This window comes from Chryseobacterium sp. HNCC26DJ241, from assembly GCF_057180505.1.
In genome coordinates this window covers 283,806-307,822 of record NZ_JBXUGL010000001.1, presented here as the reverse complement: position 1 = coordinate 307,822, position 24,017 = coordinate 283,806, and the positions used below count along the sequence as shown (strand labels likewise).

Genomic DNA, 24,017 nt, shown 5'->3' with positions numbered 1-24,017 from the left:
AATGGAAAAAAGAGAAATGCTATATGAAGGCAAAGCAAAACAAATATTTATTACCGATGATCCGGAGGAAGTAATTGTATATTTTAAAGATGATGCTACTGCGTTCAATGCACAAAAACGTGGACAGGTAGACAAAAAAGGTGAAATGAATAATGCGATCACCACCTTAATTTTCGATTATCTGAAAGAAAAAGGAATTGAAACTCATTTCATCAAACAAATTAGTGAACGTGAACAATTGGTAAAAAAAGTTTCCATCATTCCTTTGGAAGTGGTGGTTAGGAATTATTCGGCTGGAAGTATGGCGCAAAGATTAGGCGTAGAAGAAGGCATTAAATCTCCGGTTACCATTTTTGATATTTGCTATAAAAAAGATGAATTGGGAGATCCGCTTATTAACGATCATCATGCAGTTTTTCTTGGTGCAGCAACGTATGAAGAACTGGACGAAATGTATGAGCTTGCCGATAGCATCAATGAAGCATTAATAGAATTATTCGACAAAATGAATATCATTCTTGTGGATTTCAAAATAGAATTGGGAAAAACCTCTGATGGAAAAATTATTCTTGCAGATGAAATTTCTCCCGATACGTGCAGACTTTGGGATAAAGATACCCTGAAAAAATTAGACAAAGATCGTTTCAGAAGAGATTTGGGTGAAGTTACGGAAGCGTATGTAGAAATTTATGAACGATTAAAAATAGCTTTGAATAAATAAATTCTACCACAAAAATCACAAAAGAATACTTGAATACATTTAAGAATGAACAAAGAACAAAAAATTGTTGGTTTTTTAATAATGCCTTTTTGTTCTTTTGAATGATTTAAATCTTTTGTGACTTTTGTGGTAGAATAAAATTTAAAAAATATATACAAAAAAACGGTAGAATTTTAAAAATGAAAGATTTAAAAATTCAGAAAGGAAACTATCTGAAACAATTTCGGGAAAGAAATTATGGAAGAAATCTTTTTCGGAACATACAGGAAGAAAGATTAGATTCTCCACAGGAAGAATGTGGAATTTTCGGTCTCTATTCCGAAGCGGAAATCGATACATTTTCACTTGCACAGTTTGGTTTGTTTGCACTTCAGCATCGTGGACAGGAAGCGTGTGGAATTTCCGTATCGAAAGATGGAAAAATTTTGAATGTAAAGGATGAAGGTTTGGTGTTGGATGTTTTCAAAAGTATCGGCGATCCGGAAACTTTTATGGGAAACGGAGTGATCGGACATACCAGATATACAACAGCAGGAGACAAAAAGAAATATAATTTTCAGCCATTTTTTGCAAAAAACGAATGGGATCAGATTATTCTTTCCATTGCTCACAACGGCAATCTTACCAATGCAAAGCAGCTGAAAAAAGAATTGGAAGATGAAGGGGTGGTTTTCAAAGCGACTTCGGATTCCGAAGTTATTTTGAGGCTAATTCAGAAAAATCTTGATTTGGGATTGAGAGGTGCTATCAAAGCAACCATGGAGAAAATAGAAGGAGCCTATTCTGTAGTAGGAATGACGAGAAATAAATTTTTTGCTTTTCGTGATTTTTGCGGAATACGTCCTTTGGTTTTAGGAGCAATTGATGAAAAAACTTTTGTTGCAGCTTCAGAATCTGCAGCTTTGGACGCAGTTGGTGCTCAATATGTGCGAGATATTTTGCCGGGAGAGATCGTATATACCAGTGATACGGAAAAAGGATTACAATCGTTTTTGGTGAAAGAAAATTGTGAGAGGCGACTTTGTGCTTTTGAATATATTTATTTTGCTCGTCCCGACACTACATTGGAAGGAATAAATGTATATGAGATCCGTGAAAAATCCGGTGAAAAAATTTGGGAACAAGCACCTGTGGAAGCCGATATTGTAATTGGAGTTCCGGATTCCGGAGTTCCGGCTGCTATTGGTTTTTCCAAAGCTTCGGGCATTCCTTTCCGTCCGGTTTTAATCAAGAACCGATATATTGGAAGAAGTTTTATTATTCCTACACAGGAAATGAGAGAAAGAGTGGTAAATCTGAAACTGAATCCCATCATTTCCGAAATAAAAGGAAAAAGAGTAGTAATTATTGATGATTCCATTGTACGCGGAACAACTTCAAAACGACTTGTAAAAATTCTTAAAGATGCTGGTGTTAAGGAAATTCATTTCAGAAGCGTTTCACCACCGATTATTGCACCTTGTTTTTTAGGAATTGATACCCCTTCCAAAGATGATCTTATTTCGGCAAATATGTCCATTAATGAATTGCGTAAATACTTGGGTGTTGATTCTTTAGAATTTTTAAGTTTGGAAAATTTGAAAGAGATTCTGGGAAGTCCCAATCATTGTTTTGGATGTTTTACAGAAAATTACCCTGTAGAAAAAGGAGAAGAGATAGACTTATTCAACTAATAAAATGAAAAAAGCCGGGAATTATTACAATTCACGGCTTTTTTATTTATGAAGAATTTGTGTTTTTTATTAAAATTTAAAATAAACTCCTGCTTGGAAATTATTGTTTTTGTTATTCGCATCTGTGCTTGGATCGGATTCTGGTTTTGTTACATCACTGAAACCTGCAATATATCTCGCATTGACTCCAAAATTTTTGGTAATGTCAAACCCTGCACCTAAACCTAAGCCAAAATTGAATTTATTAAAATTATCAGTTTTCAAATCTACAGTGGAGCTATTGTTGTTCACCGTCGATTTACCTTTTGCACTCACTAGAAATCCAAATTCTGGTCCTGCTTCAAGATAGAATTGTGGAGTTGCTTTGTATTGGAACATTACAGGAACTGTAATATAGTCTAATTTTAATTCGCTGGATGCTTTTGTATTGCCAATAGTGTAATCTGTTTTTGCTCCTAATTGGCTATACATCACCTCTGGCTGAATGCTAAAACTATCACCAAGTGGGGCATTCATAAAAAGACCACCTGCAAATCCTACTTTTGATTTGGTGTCATCAAATCCTTCATCGGAAATGGATGAAACGTTTATTCCTGCTTTCAAACCAAATGTCTGTGCGAATGTCAAAGAACTTATGGCGATTGCCATTCCTAAAAAAATCTTTTTCATAATTTTTTGATTTTAATTCCTAAATATTTAGAAGATTAATATGAAATGGTGTTTCCAAAATGCTTGCCAAAAAAGAAAAAATGAAAGAAATTACGCCAAAAATTAAACAAATGATTAAATAAATTGATGAATTAAATAGTTGATTGTCAAGTTGTTGTTTTTAAAATTCGAGAAAAATGAAAAATATTTTGTAACACAGAAAATAGTGCAAAAAAAATTGTTTTTTTCGCCCCAAATTTGATCTTTAAAATTGAAATTATTTAAAAAATCAAAGATTTCGATAGTATGCCAAACTGGAAATAAGGTGTTCTTTTTTTACTTTGTAATCGTATTGGCAACTTCCAATTTTATCAATTAGGGAAAAGCTGATATTCCCATCCGTATTTTTTTTGTCGTTTTGCATTAAAGATACTATTTCTTCATCTTGAAATTCATTGATAGAAATATACGGAAAGAATTTTTGGATATTTTCAACAACAGTTTGAAAGATATTTTCCGGAATCAGATTTTCTGAAAGAGAAAGCCTCGCTTCACAAATCATTCCTAATGCAACTGCTTCTCCATGAGGAATTAAAGTTCCTTTTTGCAGAAACAAACTTTCCAAAGCATGACCAATCGTATGCCCGAAATTCAGATTTTTACGAATGTTTTGCTCTTTAAAATCTATATTCACCACATTTTGTTTGATTTGCATAGATTTTTCGATGAAAGGAGCAATATGTTCAGCTGTCAGTTCTTCAATGGAAATGAGGTCATTCCAGTGTTTTTCATCGGCAATCAATCCGTGTTTCAGCATTTCTGCAAAACCACTTCTTAATTCTGTAAAAGGAAGAGTTTCCAAAAATTTCGGATAGACAAAAATTTGTTCCGGCATTGCAAAAGTTCCGACAATATTTTTCAGAAACTGATGGTCAATTCCCGTTTTTCCGCCAATGGAAGCATCACACATTCCCAATAAAGTAGTCGGAATGTTGATGAATTTAATTCCTCTTTTATACGTAGAAGCAACAAAACCGCCTAAATCCGTAATAACACCGCCCCCTAAATTCAGCATTAATGCTTTTCTGTCTGCTTCAAATTCTGAAAGGATTTCCCACAATTGTGTTGCCGTTTCTATGGTTTTTAATTCTTCACCCGGTTCAATCTCAATAATTTCAAAAGGAATCTCTGTTTCCAGATTGGCTAAAAGTGAAGGAAGGCAATATTCATGGGTATTTTCATCACAAAGAATAAAAATTTTGCTTGGTTTTTGTTTTTCTAAAAAACCATTGAGTTGAGAAAAATTTTGATCTAAAACAGAAATCATTTTATAGAATTATTAATACTACAAAAGTCACAAAAGTTTTTTGAATTACGAAGAGTAAATTCATTTATTTGTAAGATTGCTTTTTGAACTTTGAATTACTTTTTTAATAAATTTTTTGAGGCCATAACTTAACTTCATATTTAAAAATCCTTATAAACAGGGAGTTTGTCATTCCGTAGGAATCTAAATAATCTTTGTAGAGATGCTTTCAGCATGACAAATTTCGTGCATATTTTTGTAATTTATAGAAAATCAAAATTGTAAATATATAATAGTATGTAATTAAAAATTTGACTCTTCGCCAAAAAGTATGGAAATTAAATTATTATCCATTGGATTTATCTCGACATAGGAAACGGAGGCGTTAAAAAATTTTGAAGAATTTCCGTTAAAAAATCTCCACTGTTTGAGTGGCGTCACTACTCTTTTTATGAAGGACAAGCCTTGCTTCCGCCCGAGTTTTGGAGATTTTAGGAAATTCTTCAAAATTTTAGCCGAGTTTTCAAGTCTTGAACTTTTGGTCAATCTGAGCGGAGTCGAAGATTTGTTTCAAGACAAAAGAACAGAGAATTGAAGATCATGAAAAACATTTGAAACTCAATTCCACAGTTTTTAGCGAAGAACCATAAATTTTTTAATGATTGTCCGTAATTTGTCATAATTGAAAAAGTTGTTTTGTTCTTTGTTAAATGAAACGCCTTTGCGAGCTTAAAAAAACGGATATTTGTTATAAAAATCTTTGCAAACTTTGCGTTAAGGTTAAACGTTATGATTAAATACGGATAATCATAATTTTTTTGTTACTTTATTAGTATGAAAAGAAAAACAAAGTTTTCAAAATTTATTTTTACCAATTCTTGAACTATTAGTAGATTTGGGAAATAGAAAATTTAGCAAAATAATGTCCATTTTCAATGATACTAGAGTCGCTTTTGCCGACAAAACGGATGCCCAACTCAAAAAAGCATATTGGATGTTTAAGATGATTGAGCAGCCGCAACTTACAAAATTGGGAACTTCCGTTCTTAATTTTACGGTTCACAATAATTTTCCTTTTGTAGGCGGAATCGTAAAAAAAACTCTTTTTGAACAATTTTGTGGTGGTGAGACCAGAGAAGAAAGCATGAAAGTGGTAAAACAACTTTTCAAGCGTAGAGTAGGAAGCATTTTCGATTATTCCATTGAAGGAAAAGAAGAAGAAGAAACGTTTGATGCGGTTTGCAAAGAGATTAAAGATATTGTACGATTTTCTATGGGCAATCCGGCCATTCCGTTTATTGTTTTCAAACCGACGGCTTTCGGAAGAATTGAATTGTATGAAGAAATTGGAAAAAATGCAGAACTTACAACCAGTCAAAAGGAAGAATGGAATAGAGTAGTACAGCGTTTTGATGAGGTGTGCAAACTATGTTGGGAAAATGATAAAAAAGTGATGATCGATGCGGAAGAAACATGGATGCAAGATGCAGCCGATCAGCTTTGTGAAGAAATGATGGAAAAATACAATAAAGAAAAACCTATTGTCTGGAATACCATTCAAATGTACAGAACCAAACGTTTGGAATATATGCAGGAACATCTGAATCGTGCAAAAGAAAATGGATATTTTATCGGTTATAAAATTGTTCGTGGTGCATACATGGAAAAAGAAAGAGCAAGAGCGGAAGAAAGAAATTATGAAGATCCGATTCAGCCAACTAAGGAAGCAACAGATCATAATTATAATGCCGGAATAGATTTCGTAATGGAAAATCTGGATAGAGTTTCTGCTTTTTTCGGAACTCATAACGAAAAATCTACGGAATTGGTAATGGATAAAATGGAAGCTCGAAATCTGGAAAACGATAATCCGCATATTTATTTCGGACAATTGTACGGAATGAGCGACAATATCACATTTTATCTTTCCGACAAAGGATATAATGTAGCCAAATATTTACCTTATGGTCCTGTAAAAGATGTAGTTCCGTATCTTACGAGAAGAGCTCAGGAAAATACTTCTGTTGCTGGACAAACCGGAAGAGAATTGGGATTGATTCAAAAAGAATTAGAACGTAGAAAAAAATAAAAATAATTGTAGAGACGCGATTTATCGCGTGTCAATTCTTTCATAGATAAAAATATAAATATTCATATCAATTATTATCTATACAAAAATGAAGTGGGCTTTTGCCTGCTTTTTTTATTCATGCTCAATTTGGCTTTAGCCGAAACTTATTTTACTTTTGTAATTAAATGTACTTTGCCGAAATCATTTTACCGCTCAATCTGAAAGGAACTTTTACATACAAAATTCCTGAAGAACTTCTGGAGAAAACTGAAATTGGAATGCGGGTTTTGGTTTCGTTTCGTGGCAAGAAAATTTATACAGGAATCATTTTTGAAATTCATCAAAATCAGCCTGAAAACTTTATTCCGAAGGAAATCATAAGTTTGCTCGACGAAGCTGCTATTTTGCCGAAGCCTCAAATTCAATTTTGGAACTGGCTTTCCGAATATTATCTCTGTACTTTAGGCGAAATTTATCGTTTTGCATTTCCCGGTTCTTTGAAATTGGAAAGTGAAACGTATTTGAAATTAAAACCAAACGTTGTTGTAGATTTTGAAATTCTGGATGTGAACGAAATGTATCTTATTCAGGCTCTGGAAGTTCGGCAATTGATTAATCTTACGGATATTGAGGCTTTTATCCCGAAAAAAGATATTGTAAGAACTATTAATTCTTTAATTGATTTACAGTACATTGAAGTAGACGAAAAAATCTCGGAAAAATATAAAGCCAAAGAAATTTCCTATGTAAAAATTGAAGAAGAACTGTTGCAGAATGAAAGACTTTCGGAAATTTTATCTAAACTGAATAAAGCCCCAAAACAAAAAGAACTTTTCCTTCTCATTCTTTCCAAACAGGTAGAAAATCCCGGAACTCTGATTCGGAAATCAGAACTTTTTGCTGATGGAAATTTCGCTAATGTACATTTAAAATCCTTGATTGACAAAAATCTGGTTCAGGAATTTCTTCTTCAGAAAGATAGAATTGAAGGTTATGAAGGCGAAACGGAAGAATTGGAAAAACTTTCTGAAACGCAGATTTTGGCAAAAAACGAAATTGATAAAGCCTTTTCTGAAAACAAAAATGTGTTGCTTCATGGCGTTACTTCTTCCGGAAAAACGCATATTTATTTAGAGAAAATAGAAGGAACCATTTCCGAAGGAAAAAATGTTTTGTTTCTGCTTCCCGAAATTTCTTTGACCAAACAAATTACTCAAAGGCTTGAAAAAAAATACGGAAAGCAATTAGGTTTTTATCATCAGAAACTTACGGATTTTGAAAGAGTTGAAGTTTGGCGAAAAATTAAAAATAATGAATTAAAAATTCTTATCGGAACCCGAAATTCACTTTTTCTTCCGTTTCAGAATTTAGGACTAATTATTGTGGATGAAGAGCACGATTCCGCTTACAAACCGAAAGAAGTTTCCCCTTATTTCAATGCGAAAGATGCAGCTTTGGTTTTGGGAAATTTTTACGATGCAAAGTGCATTCTTGGTTCTGCAACTCCCTCTATTGAAAGTTATTACGCTGCCCAAAAAAATAAATTACAGTATGTTTTTCTGGGGCAACGTTTCGGAAATGTGAAACTTCCTGAATTTGAACTGGTTAATTTTAAAGAAGCTCAGGATTTGAAAAAAGTTTCCGGAAATTTTTCATTTGAATTAATAGAAGAAATCCGAAAAAATCTGGAAGAAAAAAATCAGGTGATGCTTTTGCACAATCGTCGCGGCTATGCCAATGTTGTGGAATGTGAAAGTTGCGGATATGTTACCTATTGCTCCAATTGTGATGTGGTGATGACGTATCACAAATCTTCCAACGAAATGAAATGCCACTATTGTGGACAAAGAGCTTCAAAACCAGCATTTTGCCCGAAATGCCATTCGCAAAATCTGAACGAACGTGGAGTTGGAGTAGAGCAAATCCATGAAGAAATTTCTAAAGTTTTTCCTGATGCAGAAGTAGACAGAATGGATGTAGATTCTATGCGGAAAAAATTTGCGTATGAAAAATTGTACGAAAAAATTGAAGAAAGAGAAACGGATATTATAGTCGGTACACAAATGATTTCCAAAGGTTTGGATTTCGATTGTATAGAATTGGTGGGAATTCCGAGGGCGGATCAATTGGTGTATGTTCAGGATTTTCGTGCGGAAGAAAAAGCGTATCAATTAATTACCCAAGTTGCAGGAAGAGCAGGAAGATTCTCCGGAAAAGGGAAAATTCTGATTCAAACATTTAATCCAAATCATTCTGTTTTTCAATTAATTAAAGAAAATAATCCTGAAAAAATTTATCATTATTTTTTAGAGGAACGAAACAAATTTCATTATCCTCCTTTTTCCAAACTAATCCTCATCGAACTGAAACACCGTAAAGAAGATAAAGTTTTTCGAGCTTCACAATTCATGGGTTCGGTTTTGCGAAAATATCTTCCGGAAGAATGTGTTTTTGGTCCGGAAAAATCGCCGATTGCAAGAATCAATACACTTTATCAATATCAAATTTTGCTTAAACTTCCGAGAGGAAAAAACTATTCTGAATTTAAAAATCTGGTTTTGCAGAGTTTTGATGAATTTGATGATATTACTGCTTATCATTCTATCAAAAAGAATGTTTTTGTTGATTTTTAACAAACTTTAACAGTATTTATGCCTGTTTTATAATTTCAACGTATTGATTTTTAATAATAATTTTTACTTTTGATCGTTGGAAACTATGTTATGTTTGTCTTTTTTGATTTGACATAATTATTTTTTAATTCATAATTGAAAAAATATTTGATGGGTAGGCTTAAAAATTATTTAACAGGTTTTTCATTAGCAATTTCTGCAATTGCTTTTGGGCAGGGAAGTTATTCTACATCATTTGCTCCTTCTTATGATAATCATATTAATCCTTTATTAAAGACTCCGTTATCTGAAAATATCATTTTATCTCCAAAAGAAAAAATTGATGTAAATCTTGAAGGAATGATGAATGATCCGGTTCTGAGAAATGCAAACTGGGGTTTTGTAGTTTATGATCCGAAGTCTAAAAAAGTAATTAGCTCTTATAATGAGAATACACCATTAATTCCTGCATCTACAACCAAACTTCTTACAACAGAAACAGCAATGAGCCTTTTAGGCGAAAAATTTCGTTGGGTAACGCAGTTGGAGTATTCCGGATCTATTGATGAAAATGGCATTCTGAACGGAAATTTATATGTAGTAGGAAGTGGAGATCCTTCTATTGGTACCGGAAAAGCAGGAGCAGCGACATATAGTAGTATAATTTCTGACTTTATCAATAGTATCAAATACGAAGGTATAAAGAAAGTAAACGGAGATATCATCATTCAGACGGCTGTTTTTAAAGAAAATAAATTGGAAAGCCTGCCTGAAAAAATTGTATGGATGGAGCATGGGAATTATTATTTACCAGTAGGAAGTACACTAAATATTGATCCAAGAAAAGAAAAACTGGTGGTGAAACAATCCAGTCCTTTTTCTGAAACCAAAAGATATTTCTATATTTCTCCTTATACGCAAAAAATTGTGTATGCTGAAGAATTTAATGGGAATTACATCGAAACAAAACTTCCTGATGCACCGGCTTATCTTGCGAATAACATGAGAACATCAATGTTGAAAAACGGAGTAGGAATTTCAGGAAAAGTGGTTTCCAAAATGGTAGATGCACAGCCGGAAAACAGAAAAATTATCTCATCTTACAAATCTCCAACTCTGGAAGAAATTGTAAATTACACCAATAAACACAGTGATAATTCTTTGGCTGAAGCTACTCTTAGAATGGTTGGCTTCCAGAAAAAAGGAGATCAGACGTTGGATTCCGGAAGAAGTACTGTGATAGAGCATTTGCAAAATATTGGTTTTGATGCTTCAGGATTTAATTATGCAGACGGAAGCGGGCTTTCCAGAAGTAATACTGTAACACCTATTTCACAGGTGAAATTTCTGTCTTCTTTAATGGATAAAAAATATTTCAAATCGTATTTTGAATCTCTTCCGATTGGTGGACAAGACGGAACTTTGAAAAGAATGTTTTTCGGAAGTGGCTACGGAAATATAAATGCAAAAACCGGAACGCTGAGCAAAGTAAAAACTTTAGCCGGATATTTGAAAACAAACACAGGAAAAACACTGGTTTTTTCTTTGTTGATTAACAATTATTCAGGTTCTGTAGATCAGGTGAAATCCAGAATGGAGCAAATATTGGAACCTGTTTTGAGCTATTAAAATTTTTTTAAACACAATACAAAACCTTTCGGGAATTTTCTGAAAGGTTTTTTTGTATCTTTAATCTAAAATTATCGGGATGAAAAATATCTATTTTGTACTCTTTTTTCTTTTCTACATGTTTGCCTTTTCGCAGAAAAATGAGGAGGCAGAGATGAAAGGTCTCATTGCAGCAGAGGCGAAGAATTTTTTAAAAATGGTAGATTATAATGTAAATCCAAATACATTAAATTATGATTTGCGGTATCAGAGATTGGAATTAGAAATAGATCCGAGTCAGGTATTTATTTCAGGAAAAGTAACTTCACATTTCACTCCGAATCAGAATATTTCCAGTATTTATTTTGATCTTACAAACACACTTACCGTTTCTGAAGTGAAATATCACAATACCAATCTTTCTTTTTCTCAGCTTTCTTCCAAAGAGATTAAAATTGATTTTCCATCTGCTTTGTCTGCAAATGTTTTGGATTCGCTTTCTATATCTTATTCAGGAGTTCCAAATTCGTCTACCCGAGGATTATATTTTAAAACTCATGCAAACGGATCTATTGCTTTTTCAATAACAGAACCTTATGGACCTCAAGAATGGTTTCCAACCAAACAAAGTCTGAATGATAAAATAGAACGTGTAGACTTAAAAATAACTTCTCCATCGCAATACAGCACTGCCGGAAATGGAACTTTGGTTTCTGTAACGGTTTTGCCCAATAATAAAATAGAAACATTTTGGAGAACAAATTATCCAATTCCGGCATATCTTGTAGCTATCGGAGTTACCAATTATGTAAAATTCAATGATACAATCGGGAATCCGCCGTTTCCTTTTGTGAATTATGTATTTCCTTCTACAGCTACCAATACATCAAGCATGAGTGAAATTGAATGGACAAAAACAGTAATGAATACTTTTGAAGAATATTTTGGATCTTATCCATATCGTAATGAAAAATATGGACACATGGAAATGACATTTTTAGGAGCAGGAATGGAACATGCAACGATGTCAACAATGGGATCTTGGGGAAAAGATATTATTGCTCATGAACTCGCTCATCAATGGTTTGGAGATAAAATTACTTGTGGAGCTTGGAATGACATTTGGCTGAATGAAGGTTTTGCAACATTCGGGCAACATCTTGCAAAAGAAAAATTATTCAATACTTATACAGAATTTATGAATTATCTTGCCGGTCAGAAGGATTATATTACTTCCAATCCTAATGGTTCGGTATATGTTCCGGATAATAATCTGGGAAGTGAATTCAGAATTTTTGATGGAAGACTTACCTATTCCAAAGGCGGTTTTGTACTGAGAATGCTGAAATGGATTCTTGGTGATACTATCTTTTATCAATCCCTAAAAGATTATGCAAGCCGTTCAAATTTAGCTTACAACTATGCAAAAACTCCGGATCTGAATGCATCATTGTTTCAATCTACAGGAAAGGATTTTACAGGATTTTTCAATGACTGGATTTATGGAGAAGGGTATCCAACATATACTATAAAATGGAAACAAGGAGCAAATCATATTGTTTTTAAAGTAAGCCAGACACAAAGCAATGCTTCTGTAAGTTTTTTTGAAATGCTATTACCTATAAAAGTGAACGGAACGAATGGAGAAGTGGCGTATTTTGCATTGAATAATACCACAAATGATCAATATTTTGATGAAATTGTGAATTTTACCGTTTCCTCTGTTGAATTCAATTATGAATATCAAATATTGGAGCGTAATTCTACTGTTGCTATGGATCCTTTACTTTCTGTTGAAAATATTTCGCAAAACACCATAAAGATTTATCCAAATCCTGTTAGGGATATTCTTAATATCGAAGGAATATCATCGAAACAGAGTTATGAAATTTTTTCTATTGACGGAAGATTGCTAAGAAAAGGATCCGTTACAAAATCTTTATCAGTTTCTGAATTATCCAAAGGAACTTATATCATAAAACTTCTGGGGCAGAGTTATAAATTCATTAAAGAGTAGAAATCAAATATTTAATAATTAGAAGCCTTCTTTTGAGGGCTTTTTTTAGTAAATTAGCAAAATTAAAACTTCAATAAGAAAGATAATTTCTCAAATGTTTCTAGATATTCTTTAAAATATTGGAAAATAAAGGGTTATAGAGAAAAAATGTTTTATTGTTTTTAAGGTAATTAAAGGAATTGCATATTACTCTTAGAAAATTTTTTTTTGAAGTTTTTCAACATCATTAACTTAAATTTTTAATAATAATGAAGAATTTTTATTTTGTTCTGTGTAGTTTATTTTCCGCTTCGGTTTTCTCTCAGACGATAGATAAAGTAGAAAGAAAAAATCTCATAAAATCTGAGATGAAATCTTTTAAGAATATTCAGGATGTGAATGTGAATCCTAATACTCTTAACTATGATTTACAGTACGCTTTGGTAGAAATGGATCTTGATCCTACGCAGCAATATGTTTCCGGTACTATTACATTTAATTTTAAAATGCTGCAAAACTCCAATACCATTTATTTTGATCTTGCAGATAATTTGGTTGTTTCAAAAGTGGTGTATCATGGTCAGAATCTTACTTTCCAGCAATTAGCTACTGATGAGATCAAAATCACATTTCCTTCCACTGTTACAGCTCAAACATTAGATACTTTGGCTATTACCTATTCCGGAGTTCCCGATACAAGTGCAGATGCTTTTGTAGCTTCTACACAATATAACGGAACAGCTCCTGTTTTAGCAACTCTTTCAGAACCTTTTGGAGCGATGGAATGGTGGCCTACAAAACAAAGCCTTAACGATAAAATTGAGAAAATGGATATTAAAATTACCACTCCTTCTCAATATAATGTTGCATCCAATGGTAAATTAATTTCAGAAACTATTCTTCCCAACGGAAAAAAATTGACATACTGGCAAACCAATTATCCAATTCCTGCTTATCTTTTTGCATTAGGAATTACAAATTATACTAAAATCTTGTCTACATTAGGATCTACAGGAAATGAATTTCCTTTTGTCAATTATCTTTATCCTGCATCAGCTTCAAGTAGTAGTGTTATTAGTAATCTCGATTGGACTAAAACCGATATGCAGCTTTATGAAGATTATTTTGGACCATATCCTTACAGAAATGAAAAATATGGGCATATGCAGTTTAATTGGGGAGGCGGAATGGAACATGCAACAATGAGTTCTATGATTAGTTTTGGAAAAGGATTGATTGCCCACGAAATGGCGCACCAATGGTTTGGAGATAAATTGACGTGTGGAGCATGGAATGACATCTGGCTGAATGAAGGTTTTGCAACATTTGGAGAGCATCTTACCTATGAAAAATTGACAATGACGCCTACTGCATTTCAAAGTTATCTGGCTAGTGAAATCAATGATATCACTAGTTCTCCGGATGGTAGCGTTTATATTCCTGATGGTGACTTGGATTTTTATAGAATTTTTGATGGAAGATTGTCGTATTCCAAAGGAGGTTTTGTATTGAGAATGATAAAATGGGTTTTAGGAGATACTCAATTTTACAATGCTCTTAAAGCATATAACAGCAATCCTGCATTTGCTTACAAATATGTTAAAACAAATGATTTCAGGGATTTTCTTACTTCTTATACTGGGAAAAATTTTACAGAATTTTTCAATGATTGGATCTATGGAGAAGGCTATCCGATTTATCAAATCCGTTGGAAGCAGAGTACAACAAACAACAAAATAACTTTTAAAGTTTCCCAAACTCAAAGCAGTTCTACCGTTAGCTTTTTTGAAATGCCTTTGCCAATTAAAGTTTCAGGTTCTAGTGGGCAAACAGCATATTTTGTTTTGGATAATAATTCTAATAATCAATATTTTACACAAGATGTAGGTTTTGCTGTAACAAGTGTGATATTCAATTATGAAAACCAAATGATTACAAAAGGATCTACAGTTATTAAAGATAATACTCTTGCCGTTGATGATGTTGAAAAAGAAAGTTTACAGGTATTTCCTAATCCTGCAAAATCCTATATACAAATTTCCGGAGTGAAAAATCCTGCTTTTGAAATGTATTCTTCTGACGGAAAATTGGTGAAAAAAGGAAACGTAAACAAAGATTCCCAAATTGATATTTCCAGTTTAGTAAAAGGAAACTATATTCTGAAAATAGATAATAAAGCAGTCAAGATTATTAAAGACTAAAATTAAACTTAATAAGGAAGCTCTGTTTGTCAGAGCTTTTTTTTATTTTTGTTAAAATCGAAAACAACTAAAAATGATCTCTCAAAAATTTCTTGAAAACATCCAGAACGAGCTTCAAAATATTGATAAAGAAGGACTTTATAAGCGTGAACGCATCATTGTTTCCCAACAATCGGCAGAAATTGTAGCCAATGGAAAAACACTTTTAAATTTCTGTGCCAACAATTATTTGGGACTTTCCAATCATCCGGAAGTAATGAAAGCATCTCAGGAGATGATTGCTTCTCGTGGCTACGGAATGTCGTCCGTCCGTTTTATTTGTGGAACTCAGGATATTCATAAAGAACTGGAGGATAAAATTTCAAAATTTTTGGGAATGGAAGATACCATTTTGTATGCTGCTTGTTTTGATGCAAATGGAGGAGTTTTCGAACCATTATTTTCCGAAGAAGATGCCATTATTTCTGATGAACTGAATCATGCTTCGATTATTGATGGAGTACGTCTTTGTAAAGCGGCACGATATCGTTATAAAAATAATAATATGGAAGATTTGGAAGCTCAGTTAAAAGCTGCTTCAGAAAAAAATCACCGTTTTAAAATTATTGTAACGGACGGAGTTTTCTCAATGGACGGAATTGTAGCAGATCTAAAAGGAGTTTGCGATTTAGCTGAAAAATATGATGCTTTGGTGATGGTTGATGATTCTCATGCAACCGGATTTATCGGAAAAACCGGTCGTGGAACTCATGAAGCGAATGAAGTAATGGGAAGAGTGGATATTATTACTTCCACTTTGGGAAAAGCTTTGGGTGGCGCTTTAGGCGGATTCACTTCCGGAAAAAAAGAAATTATTGATATGCTGAGACAGCGTTCTCGTCCGTATTTATTTTCCAATTCTCTTGCTCCCGGAATTGTAGGTGCAGCGATGAAAGTTTTGGATATGATTTCCGATGATACCTCGCTGCGAGATAGAGTAATGGAAAATGCAGAATATTTCAGAACGGAAATGAAAGCCAAAGGTTTTGATATTCCTGATGGAGATGCGGCAATAGTTCCGGTAATGTTATACGATGCTCCACTTTCTCAAAAAATGGCAGAAAAACTAATGGATGAAGGAATTTATGTAATTGGCTTCTTTTATCCCGTTGTTCCGAAAGGAAAGGCAAGAATTAGAGTTCAGCTTTCTGCTGCTCATACTAAGGAACATTTAGATAAAGCAATTGCAGCTTTTGAAAAAGTAGGGAAGGAATTGGGAGTGATTGATATTTAATTTGTAAATTAAGAAAAATTAAATTATAACAATTATCTTTAATCTTTAAAAAATATAAAATGAGAAAATTTATTATCTTTTTATTATTTGCTTTTTTAGCAAATTTTAGCAATGCACAGACTTATAATTTTGAGTTTAAACCTATTTCTTCCGGTGAAGAATGTTTCTGCAAAGATTTGTATGCAATACAAAATTATCAAGGCAATACTTATTTCGGAGGATGGTTCAAGTTGGCAGTATTAACGGAAAATGGCTATCAGGATGTGCCTCAAATTCAATTTAACGGCATCAATTCTTCTGTTAGTGTTATTAAAGTTATTAATAGTAAAATGTATATTGGAGGTACCGGAATTACTGTGAATGGCTCGCTTACAAATATTGCTTCTTATGATGGAATTGTATGGACAGCTTTGCCTTCTTTCCCTACTGATCAGGTAAATGATATTGAGGAATATAAAGGCGAAATCTATGCAATAGGAGAAGTAAGTGACGGGGTTGGGAATATTTCAAAATTAGTGAATGGAAATTGGCAGGTTTTGCCTAATCTTCCAAGAGGAGGCAATGATTATGGTGGTTTAGAGGTGTTTAATAATGAACTCTATGCATTTGGACATTTCAATTTGGTGGGTCAAAATACTACTGTTAAAAATATTGCTAAATGGAATGGAGTAGAATGGTCTTCACTAGGCACAACTGTTCAACAACCTACTACTCCCTATTTGAGAACAATTTTTGTTTGGAATAATAAACTGATAACTTCAGAATATGATGTTTGGGATGGAACACAATGGACAACTATGGCAAAACCTTCCAGCGGAGATGATTCTTTTTCTTTTGCAAAATATGGAAACTCCCTGTTTGCTGCTACTTTAGATGAAATATATTACTATGACGAATCTGCTTCTGTATGGAAAAAAGCATTACCTCCCGGAGTTTCTACTTCCGGATATCCTTTCGGAGGACTTTTTAATGCAAATCCTACGGAAAATGCTTTGTATAGTTCTTTTGGTGTAGAAGGAAATTCTGATCCGCATAAATTAGTAGATACACAATTATCGGTACAAAATTATAATACCAATTTCTATAGTGTTGTCTATCCAAATCCTACAAAAGACTTTTTGAATATCCAGTCTAAAAAAAGCATCAAAACGGTAGCTGTTTTCAATATGGAAGGGCAACTTATTTTTAATAAAAAAGAATCTAAAATTAATTTATCTTCATACCCTTCCGGAATCTATACAGTACAAGTACAATACTCAGACAATACCTCAGAAACGTTAAAAATTATAAAAAAATAAGTATTTTGATGAATTGGTGTAAGAATAATTTTACGATTATTTTTTGAATCAATTCATTTTAGTTTTAAACTGATTATTTGTATTTAATTAGTTTAATGTATTACTGTATAAGTGTATTTTTGTAAGACATACAACATGCTTTCGGATCATTCACTAATCAAATACTCATTATAATGCCCCAAAAACTTCACGCTGATATTAAGCGAACGTAGTTCTTGAAGGACATTTTTGGCTAAAACAGGGTGCCATTCATTGGCGACATTGATGAAGAAAAAATAATTTCCCAAACCTGTTTTTAAAGTTCGGCTTTCAATTTTGGAAAGATTCATTTTTCGCCATGCAAAAACGGATAAAACCTGATGCAATCCACCTGCATGATCTTCCGGAAGCGTGACAAGCAAAGATGTTTTTTCGGAAGTTTTTTTGAAATTTAATTCCAGAGAATTTTTCTTTTTTGAGATTACAATAAATTTGGTGTGGTTTTGCTCAAAATCCTGAATATTTTCATGGAGAATTTTCAAACCATATAATTTTGCAGCATAATGATTGGCAACTGCTGCCCATTTTTCTTTAGGATTTTCGGAAACCAATTTTGCAGAAGCAGCAGTAGAGCTGTAATCCTGTGTCGGAATTCCTTTAAAATGGTCATTTCGGAAATGAAACGTTTGAGCTAGAGCTTGCGGATGAGAAAACACTTTTTCAAAGTTTTCATTTTCCGGATGAACCATCAAATGATGAGCAATCGGCATTACAACTTCCGTTTCAATGTAGATAGTCGAAAAATCGTAGAGATAATCCAATGTCATGGAAACCGTTCCTTCAATAGAATTTTCCAAAGGAACAACGGCTTTGTCGGCGATTCCGTTTTTTACAGCATTGAAACAGTCCAAAATACTGGATTGTGGCAAAAAAGTTTCATCCTGAAAAATTTGTGAAGTCGCCAATTGTGTAAAGCTGGCTTCCGGACCAAGAAATGCAATTTTCATTCAGCAAAAATAAAGAAAACCTCTCAATTGGAGAGGTTTTTAGAATTTGGAGTCTCTTTAATTTTACAAAAATTAATTAAATCATTAAGAGCATTTAGGTTTTAAGCGTTATTAAATTTCAGATGAATTCGAGTTTTAACTATTGACCCTAATGCTTCTTAATAACTTCGCTTTTTTTAATGATTTAAAAGATTTTCATTAAATTTTATTCTGATTGTCCGCAATTTGTCATAATAAAAAACCTCTGCAATCTTGGTTAAATTTTAACGTCTTTGTGAACCTTAAAAACAGTTTGTTTGTAAAAAATCTTTGCGTACTTAGCGTTAAAATCAAGCATTATGATTGATAACAGATAATCAAAATTTTATTCAGATTTTGCAATCTGGGTTCTTTCTGAAATTCCGTTATTATTGAATGCTTCAATCTGGAAATAATATGCATCGTTTCTGTCTGCCCCGGTAAAGAAATATTCATTTTTTCCATAAACCATAATATTTCCGTATAGTTTGTCAGGAGATTTTCCCCAATAAATAACGTATCCATCTGCTTCGGAATTTTGTTTCCATTTCATCCAAATGCTTCTTCTCTCTCCATATTTTTTAGGATCGGAACGAAGAGGAACAAAATCTTCTACTTTTCCGGGAGCTTTTCCGCCTCCTTTTCCAAAAACACGGAATCCACTTAATGCAAATTTTCCTGTTGGCATTTTTAGATTTTCCATTTTCAGGAATCGTGCTTTTGCAGGTTTGTCAAGTTCGATATAATCATGCGGAACATCCATCTGGTTTTTAGATTTATCGACAATTACATCCCATTTTTTACCGTCATTAGAACCGTAAATTTTGTATTGATGCATTTTCCCCAAGGTTTTTCCCATAAATTCTACATCCTGATCTGCATAATTGATCTGTATTGCATTAATGGTAGAAATTTCTCCTAAATCTGTCTGAAACCACTCTCCGGAATTGGCTGTTTTTGCCGACCAATAGGTTTTAATGTCTTCATCCACAGCAAAATTCGGTTGATATCCTCCTAAAGTAGAAGAAGTCTGAACAGGTTTATTATAATTCAAAAGCATCCATCCTGTAAATAATCCTTTTGTAAAATCTTTTCCTTGTGCAAATTGCGGAAGCAAAGTAGGATAATCTCCATACGCTGTATTGCAGTACATGACATCATCTTTGTCAAAACCGGTAGGCCAAATTCCTAAACGTCTTTCAAAATTATTTTTTACTGAAACAAAAATGGTTGAAATGTGCCACCAGTTTCCATAATTATCCTGAAAAGTAGCACCATGTCCGGCTCCTCTTGCAAAACCTCCCGGTTTATAAGAAAAAGGATTATGCTGTTGGTATTCAAAACCTTCCAAAGGATTTTTAGAAACATAAACTCCATCAGAATATCCACTAAATTCGGTAGCCGGAGCTCCATATTGAAGATAATATTTATCGTTATGTTTCGTCATCCAAGCTCCTTCTACAAAAGGTTGCAAGAAAACATTGTCATTATATTCCCCGAATCTTTCCCAGCCATGATCTTCAGGTTTTAATCGGATAACAGGTTTTACAAAACCTTCGGATTGCAAAGTTTTTACTTTTACTTCTGTTCCTAAAAGCGGCCAATCATTGCTGGAACCCCAATATAAATACAATTTATTTTTATCTTCATCATAATGAAATGCGGGATCCCAAGCTCCGACTTTCAGTGTATCTACTGCAATTTTCCAATCGTCTTTGGTAGGATTTGTAGATTTCCAAATTGGAAAATCTTGTTCCCAAGTGGAACCGAAAACATACAATGTATCCTTCATTGCCCAAACTGCAGGAGCATTAAGATCATGGATATATTTATTGTCCCTTAAAAATTTTCGGTGAACAAAATTCCATTTCAACATATCATCACTATACCAGTAACCTTCCTGATTGGTGGAGAAAAGAAATAATTTTTTCTGAAAATTGACAATCACAGGATCGGCTGTAGCACGATGTTTTCCCTGTTTTGAAAATACCTCGAAAGGAGTATAACCATAATCTATGTTAATAGGATTGCAATAGGTTTTCTGCTGAGAAAAAAATAATGCAGAAAAAGCTACCGCAAAAAATGCAAAAATGCGCGAATACTTCATAAATAGGAGTTTTGCGAGTAAATATAAAAATTTTTCATAAAAAAACCGGAGATTTCTCCGGTTAAAATTTTTTAATTAATGCCCTCCGAAATTTACTTCAGAACTAATTCCTTCGTGAGGAGTTCTGTGTCTTATTAAAGGAGACTCATGCACTTCTGCTCTGGAATGGGCATGGATAAAATTTTTAAGGTCAGAGTTATCTATAGGATGGTCTGTTTCGTAAATTTTTGAAGCTTTGTAAAAATCAAAAATATTATTCACCATCTGTAGTTCATAATGGTCTTTTATTGCAACATTAACAGCAATTACATTTTCATCAATAATCTGTGAGGAAAAGTCTTGTGATTGAATACCGGCAATTTGAAGACTGTTTGAAATTTTATTGGCTTTTTGGCTGTTCACAAATAAGCCAATAACATTGGTTGTTTTCATTACATATGTTTTTAATTATTAATTTCTTAATAATATTAAGAAAAATATTTTAATTATACAAATTTTTTGTATGATAAAAATATAAAAAGACCGTCTATACAGAAACGGTCTTTATTTTTTATAATGAAAAATTATTCCTTTTTTTCACCGAAACCAACCTGAGAGTCCATTCCATCAGAAGGAGATTTGACATGGACTTCCGGAGAAGTAATAATTTCAGCTCTGGATCTTTCGTGTATTAGGGTTTTCAATTCATTATATGTAATGTCATTCGTAAGATTTTGGAAATAATAGGTTTTGCGTACACTGTTTTCTGCAAATATCTCTTTAGCTGTATGCATTTCTACATTGTCTTTTACTTTTACGCTGGTAAGATAGTTATCTGTATTGTCGTCCAAAAATACAACATAATCAGAATCTGTAAAACCTGCACTTTCCAAATCTCTTTCAAGAGTTTTGTAGTCGTTTTCTTTGGCAAAATAGCCGGCAATAATGTTGGACATGGTTTTTTAATTTTGTGATTTTTTAAGTCCCATCAAGATTAATGCAAAAGCGGTATTTAGAATGATAAAGTTTTGTTAAAAAAACAGATAGATATAAATTCAAAAATCAATCAATGATTTCCATATTTTCTACACCTTCTTCTTTAAAATTTTGATAGATATCAGAAATATTTCCTTTTTTACTATTGAGTTCAGCAGAAAGAATGGTCTTTTTTCCTCTAAAATTGACTTCTATTTTATCATTGAAAATTTTATAGGTTGCATCTTCATTATCAAAAGAAAGTGTATTCTCCTTTGGAGTAGAAAAAATTTACAAAAATAGACTGTCTCAAAAGTCATAAAACTTAGGATTTTGTCATTTCGACGAAGGAGAAATCTTTTGTAAATCAATAAAACAGATTCTTCACTTCATTTCATTACCTTCTGAATGATACTTTTGAGACGGTCTCTTCATAAAAATATAATCTAAAATCTAAATTTTTTCATTTTTAATTTCTTCTACAATTTCGGGATTCAATAAAGTGGAAATATCTCCGAAATTACTGAAATCTCCTTCAGCGATTTTTCGTAAAATTCTACGCATGATTTTTCCTGAACGTGTTTTTGGCAACCCGGAAACGAATTGTATTTTATCCAATTTTGCAATTGGACCAATTTGATCAGAAATTAATTGATTGATTTCCTTTCTCACATTTTCTTTATCTCGGCTTTCACCTGTTTCTTTTAAAATTACAAAACCATATAAAGCATTTCCTTTAATATCGTGAGGATAGCCAACAATGGCAGATTCTGCAACAGCAGGATGTTCATTGATGCTGTCTTCAATTGGAGCAGTTCCGAGATTATGTCCCGAAACAATAATCACATCATCAACCCGACCCGTAATTCTGTAATATCCAACTTCATCTCGTAAAGCTCCGTCTCCTGTAAAATATTTTCCCGGAAAAGCAGTGAAATATGTTTCTTTATATCGTTGATGATCTCCCCAAATAGTTCTCGCAATTCCCGGCCAAGGAAAACGGATGCATAAATTTCCCGTAACCTGATTTCCTGTAATTTCGTTGCGTTTATCATCCATGAGAACAGGCTGTATTCCCGGAAGTGGAAGAGTAGCGTAGGTTGGTTTTGTAGGCGTTACAAAAGGAATGGGTGAAATCATAATTCCGCCGGTTTCCGTTTGCCACCAAGTATCCACAATCGGGCATTTTTTCTTTCCGACATGATCGTTGTACCAATGCCAAGCTTCTTCATTGATAGGTTCACCAACAGAACCAATCACTTTTAAAGAACTTAAATCGTGCTTTTCTACCCAATCTACGCTTTCTTTTGCTAAAGAACGAATGGCAGTTGGAGCAGTATAAAATTGTGTAATTTTATGTTTTTCAATCACTTCCCAAAATCTGTCCGGTTCAGGATATGTAGGAATTCCTTCAAATAGTACAGTGGTTGCTCCGTTCAATAATGGCCCATAAAGAATGTAAGAATGTCCGGTAATCCAGCCAATATCGGCAGTACACCAATAGATATCATTTTCCTGATAATTGAAAACATTTTTGAACGTATAGGCTGTATAAACCATATAACCGGCACAAGTATGAAGCATTCCTTTTGGTTTTCCTGTTGATCCGGAAGTATATAATATAAATAAAGGATCTTCAGCATCCATAATTTGTGTTACAAAATCTGGAGAAGCCTTATTGTACAAATCTTCCATCCAAAAATCTCTTTCGGGTTGCATTTTGATATCGTTTTGAGTTCTTTTCACCACCAAAACTTTTTCTACACTTGGACATTTTTCTAAGGCTTCATCAATAATGCTTTTTAAATCCAGAATTTTATTTCCACGATAACTTCCGTCGGAAGTGATAATCATTTTCGCCTCACAATCATTTACTCTGGAAGCAACAGCAGAAGCTGAAAAACCCGCAAAAATAACAGAATGTACGGCTCCCAGTTTTGCACAAGCCAGCATAGAAACCGCAAGCTCCGGAATCATGGGAAGATAAATACAAACACGATCTCCTTTTTTTATTCCCATTTCTTTCAGAATATTAGCAGTTTTATTCACCCGTTCGTACAAATCCTGATAAGAAATATGTTGGGCAGTTTCTTTAGGATCATTAGGTTCCCAAATGATAGCCGTTTTATTTCCTCTGGTAGAAAGATGCCTGTCAAGACAGTTTTTGGTAATGTTGAGTTTGGCATTTTTAAACCATTTTATTTTGGCTTCACTCATATCGTATTTTACCACCTTATTCCATCTTTGATACCAAACGAAATTTTCATCGGCTATTTTGTCCCAGAATTTTTTTGGATTCTTTATTGATTTTTTGTACTCTTTGAAATATTCAGGAAGACTATTGATTTGATAGCTTTTCATATAAAATTGTTTGCAACTAAAGATAGTAGTTTTCAAACTAAATTTAAAAACAATTTTTTAGATTACAGAAAATAAATGGTATATTTGCACTCAATGAAAACATTGAAACCACTTGATGCTATTTTAATAGGCAAAGAGCCGATTATAACGATATTTTTATTAAACGAAGTCATTTAGGCTTCGT

The 24,017-nt window shown here is 33.2% G+C and carries 16 protein-coding genes; 9 read left to right on the top strand and 7 right to left on the bottom strand.

Features of this window, described 5'->3' with window-relative positions; genetic code table 11:
- Position 1 precedes the first annotated feature (1 nt).
- Positions 2-721: a phosphoribosylaminoimidazolesuccinocarboxamide synthase gene (purC, locus tag AC2A1C_RS01360; RefSeq protein ID WP_484022730.1), complete on the top strand. Its 720-nt coding sequence runs from the start codon at positions 2-4 to the stop codon at positions 719-721.
- 179 nt (positions 722-900) lie between these two features.
- Complete coding sequence (purF, locus tag AC2A1C_RS01355; RefSeq protein ID WP_484022728.1) at positions 901-2,394, top strand: amidophosphoribosyltransferase; 1,494 nt, start codon at positions 901-903, stop codon at positions 2,392-2,394.
- A gap of 69 nt (positions 2,395-2,463) precedes the next feature.
- Here the strand turns inward: purF and AC2A1C_RS01350 are convergent, their stop codons facing one another.
- Both AC2A1C_RS01350 and aroB read right to left on the bottom strand, forming a co-directional pair.
- A complete protein-coding gene (locus AC2A1C_RS01350) occupies positions 2,464-3,063 on the bottom strand; it encodes a porin family protein (RefSeq protein ID WP_484022726.1) in 600 nt (199 codons plus the stop codon).
- Between the two features lie 268 nt (positions 3,064-3,331).
- Positions 3,332-4,369, bottom strand: a complete 1,038-nt coding sequence (gene aroB / locus AC2A1C_RS01345) for a 3-dehydroquinate synthase (RefSeq protein WP_484022724.1) — start codon at positions 4,367-4,369, stop codon at positions 3,332-3,334.
- Positions 4,370-5,270: 901 nt separating this feature from the next.
- Here aroB and AC2A1C_RS01340 point away from each other — a divergent pair.
- The 7 genes from AC2A1C_RS01340 (at position 5,271) to AC2A1C_RS01310 (ending at position 17,407) form a co-directional block, all read left to right on the top strand.
- Complete coding sequence (locus AC2A1C_RS01340) at positions 5,271-6,437, top strand: proline dehydrogenase family protein (RefSeq protein ID WP_484022722.1); 1,167 nt, start codon at positions 5,271-5,273, stop codon at positions 6,435-6,437.
- Between the two features lie 167 nt (positions 6,438-6,604).
- Complete coding sequence (gene priA, locus AC2A1C_RS01335) at positions 6,605-9,052, top strand: replication restart helicase PriA (RefSeq protein WP_484022720.1); 2,448 nt, start codon at positions 6,605-6,607, stop codon at positions 9,050-9,052.
- A gap of 150 nt (positions 9,053-9,202) precedes the next feature.
- The gene (gene dacB / locus AC2A1C_RS01330; protein ID WP_484022719.1) at positions 9,203-10,660 is read left to right on the top strand and encodes a D-alanyl-D-alanine carboxypeptidase/D-alanyl-D-alanine endopeptidase; all 1,458 of its coding nucleotides are present in this window, start codon (positions 9,203-9,205) and stop codon (positions 10,658-10,660) included.
- 79 nt (positions 10,661-10,739) lie between these two features.
- A complete protein-coding gene (locus tag AC2A1C_RS01325) occupies positions 10,740-12,656 on the top strand; it encodes a M1 family aminopeptidase (RefSeq protein ID WP_484022717.1) in 1,917 nt (638 codons plus the stop codon).
- A gap of 248 nt (positions 12,657-12,904) precedes the next feature.
- Entirely contained in the window at positions 12,905-14,836 is a 1,932-nt protein-coding gene (locus tag AC2A1C_RS01320; RefSeq protein WP_484022715.1) for a M1 family metallopeptidase, read from the top strand.
- 73 nt (positions 14,837-14,909) lie between these two features.
- Entirely contained in the window at positions 14,910-16,109 is a 1,200-nt protein-coding gene (gene kbl, locus AC2A1C_RS01315; RefSeq protein WP_484022713.1) for a glycine C-acetyltransferase, read from the top strand.
- Between the two features lie 59 nt (positions 16,110-16,168).
- Positions 16,169-17,407: a T9SS type A sorting domain-containing protein gene (locus AC2A1C_RS01310; protein ID WP_484022711.1), complete on the top strand. Its 1,239-nt coding sequence runs from the start codon at positions 16,169-16,171 to the stop codon at positions 17,405-17,407.
- A gap of 146 nt (positions 17,408-17,553) precedes the next feature.
- On the opposite strand, the gene pheA is transcribed toward AC2A1C_RS01310, so the two are convergent.
- From pheA to acs, 5 genes are all read right to left on the bottom strand, one after another.
- Positions 17,554-18,393, bottom strand: coding sequence for a prephenate dehydratase (gene pheA, locus AC2A1C_RS01305; RefSeq protein WP_484022709.1), 840 nt, complete (start codon positions 18,391-18,393; stop codon positions 17,554-17,556).
- Positions 18,394-18,757: 364 nt separating this feature from the next.
- On the bottom strand, positions 18,758-20,518 hold the full coding sequence (locus AC2A1C_RS01300; RefSeq protein WP_484022707.1) for a discoidin domain-containing protein: 1,761 nt from the start codon (positions 20,516-20,518) through the stop codon (positions 18,758-18,760).
- 75 nt (positions 20,519-20,593) lie between these two features.
- Entirely contained in the window at positions 20,594-20,950 is a 357-nt protein-coding gene (locus AC2A1C_RS01295) for a hypothetical protein (protein ID WP_484022705.1), read from the bottom strand.
- Between the two features lie 131 nt (positions 20,951-21,081).
- Positions 21,082-21,453, bottom strand: coding sequence for a hypothetical protein (locus AC2A1C_RS01290; protein ID WP_484022703.1), 372 nt, complete (start codon positions 21,451-21,453; stop codon positions 21,082-21,084).
- 472 nt (positions 21,454-21,925) lie between these two features.
- The gene (gene acs / locus AC2A1C_RS01285) at positions 21,926-23,857 is read right to left on the bottom strand and encodes an acetate--CoA ligase (RefSeq protein ID WP_484023152.1); all 1,932 of its coding nucleotides are present in this window, start codon (positions 23,855-23,857) and stop codon (positions 21,926-21,928) included.
- Between the last annotated feature and the right edge of the window lie 160 nt (positions 23,858-24,017).

Bases quoted from the DNA above. Each gene is read 5' to 3' on its own strand.
- purC (WP_484022730.1), top strand. From the start codon at position 2: ATGGAAAAAAGAGAAATGCTATATGAAGGCAAAGCAAAACAAATATTT.
- purF (WP_484022728.1), top strand. From the start codon at position 901: ATGAAAGATTTAAAAATTCAGAAAGGAAACTATCTGAAACAATTTCGG.
- AC2A1C_RS01350 (WP_484022726.1), bottom strand. From the start codon at position 3,063: ATGAAAAAGATTTTTTTAGGAATGGCAATCGCCATAAGTTCTTTGACA.
- aroB (WP_484022724.1), bottom strand. From the start codon at position 4,369: ATGATTTCTGTTTTAGATCAAAATTTTTCTCAACTCAATGGTTTTTTA.
- AC2A1C_RS01340 (WP_484022722.1), top strand. From the start codon at position 5,271: ATGTCCATTTTCAATGATACTAGAGTCGCTTTTGCCGACAAAACGGAT.
- priA (WP_484022720.1), top strand. From the start codon at position 6,605: ATGTACTTTGCCGAAATCATTTTACCGCTCAATCTGAAAGGAACTTTT.
- dacB (WP_484022719.1), top strand. From the start codon at position 9,203: ATGGGTAGGCTTAAAAATTATTTAACAGGTTTTTCATTAGCAATTTCT.
- AC2A1C_RS01325 (WP_484022717.1), top strand. From the start codon at position 10,740: ATGAAAAATATCTATTTTGTACTCTTTTTTCTTTTCTACATGTTTGCC.
- AC2A1C_RS01320 (WP_484022715.1), top strand. From the start codon at position 12,905: ATGAAGAATTTTTATTTTGTTCTGTGTAGTTTATTTTCCGCTTCGGTT.
- kbl (WP_484022713.1), top strand. From the start codon at position 14,910: ATGATCTCTCAAAAATTTCTTGAAAACATCCAGAACGAGCTTCAAAAT.
- AC2A1C_RS01310 (WP_484022711.1), top strand. From the start codon at position 16,169: ATGAGAAAATTTATTATCTTTTTATTATTTGCTTTTTTAGCAAATTTT.
- pheA (WP_484022709.1), bottom strand. From the start codon at position 18,393: ATGAAAATTGCATTTCTTGGTCCGGAAGCCAGCTTTACACAATTGGCG.
- AC2A1C_RS01300 (WP_484022707.1), bottom strand. From the start codon at position 20,518: ATGAAGTATTCGCGCATTTTTGCATTTTTTGCGGTAGCTTTTTCTGCA.
- AC2A1C_RS01295 (WP_484022705.1), bottom strand. From the start codon at position 20,950: ATGAAAACAACCAATGTTATTGGCTTATTTGTGAACAGCCAAAAAGCC.
- AC2A1C_RS01290 (WP_484022703.1), bottom strand. From the start codon at position 21,453: ATGTCCAACATTATTGCCGGCTATTTTGCCAAAGAAAACGACTACAAA.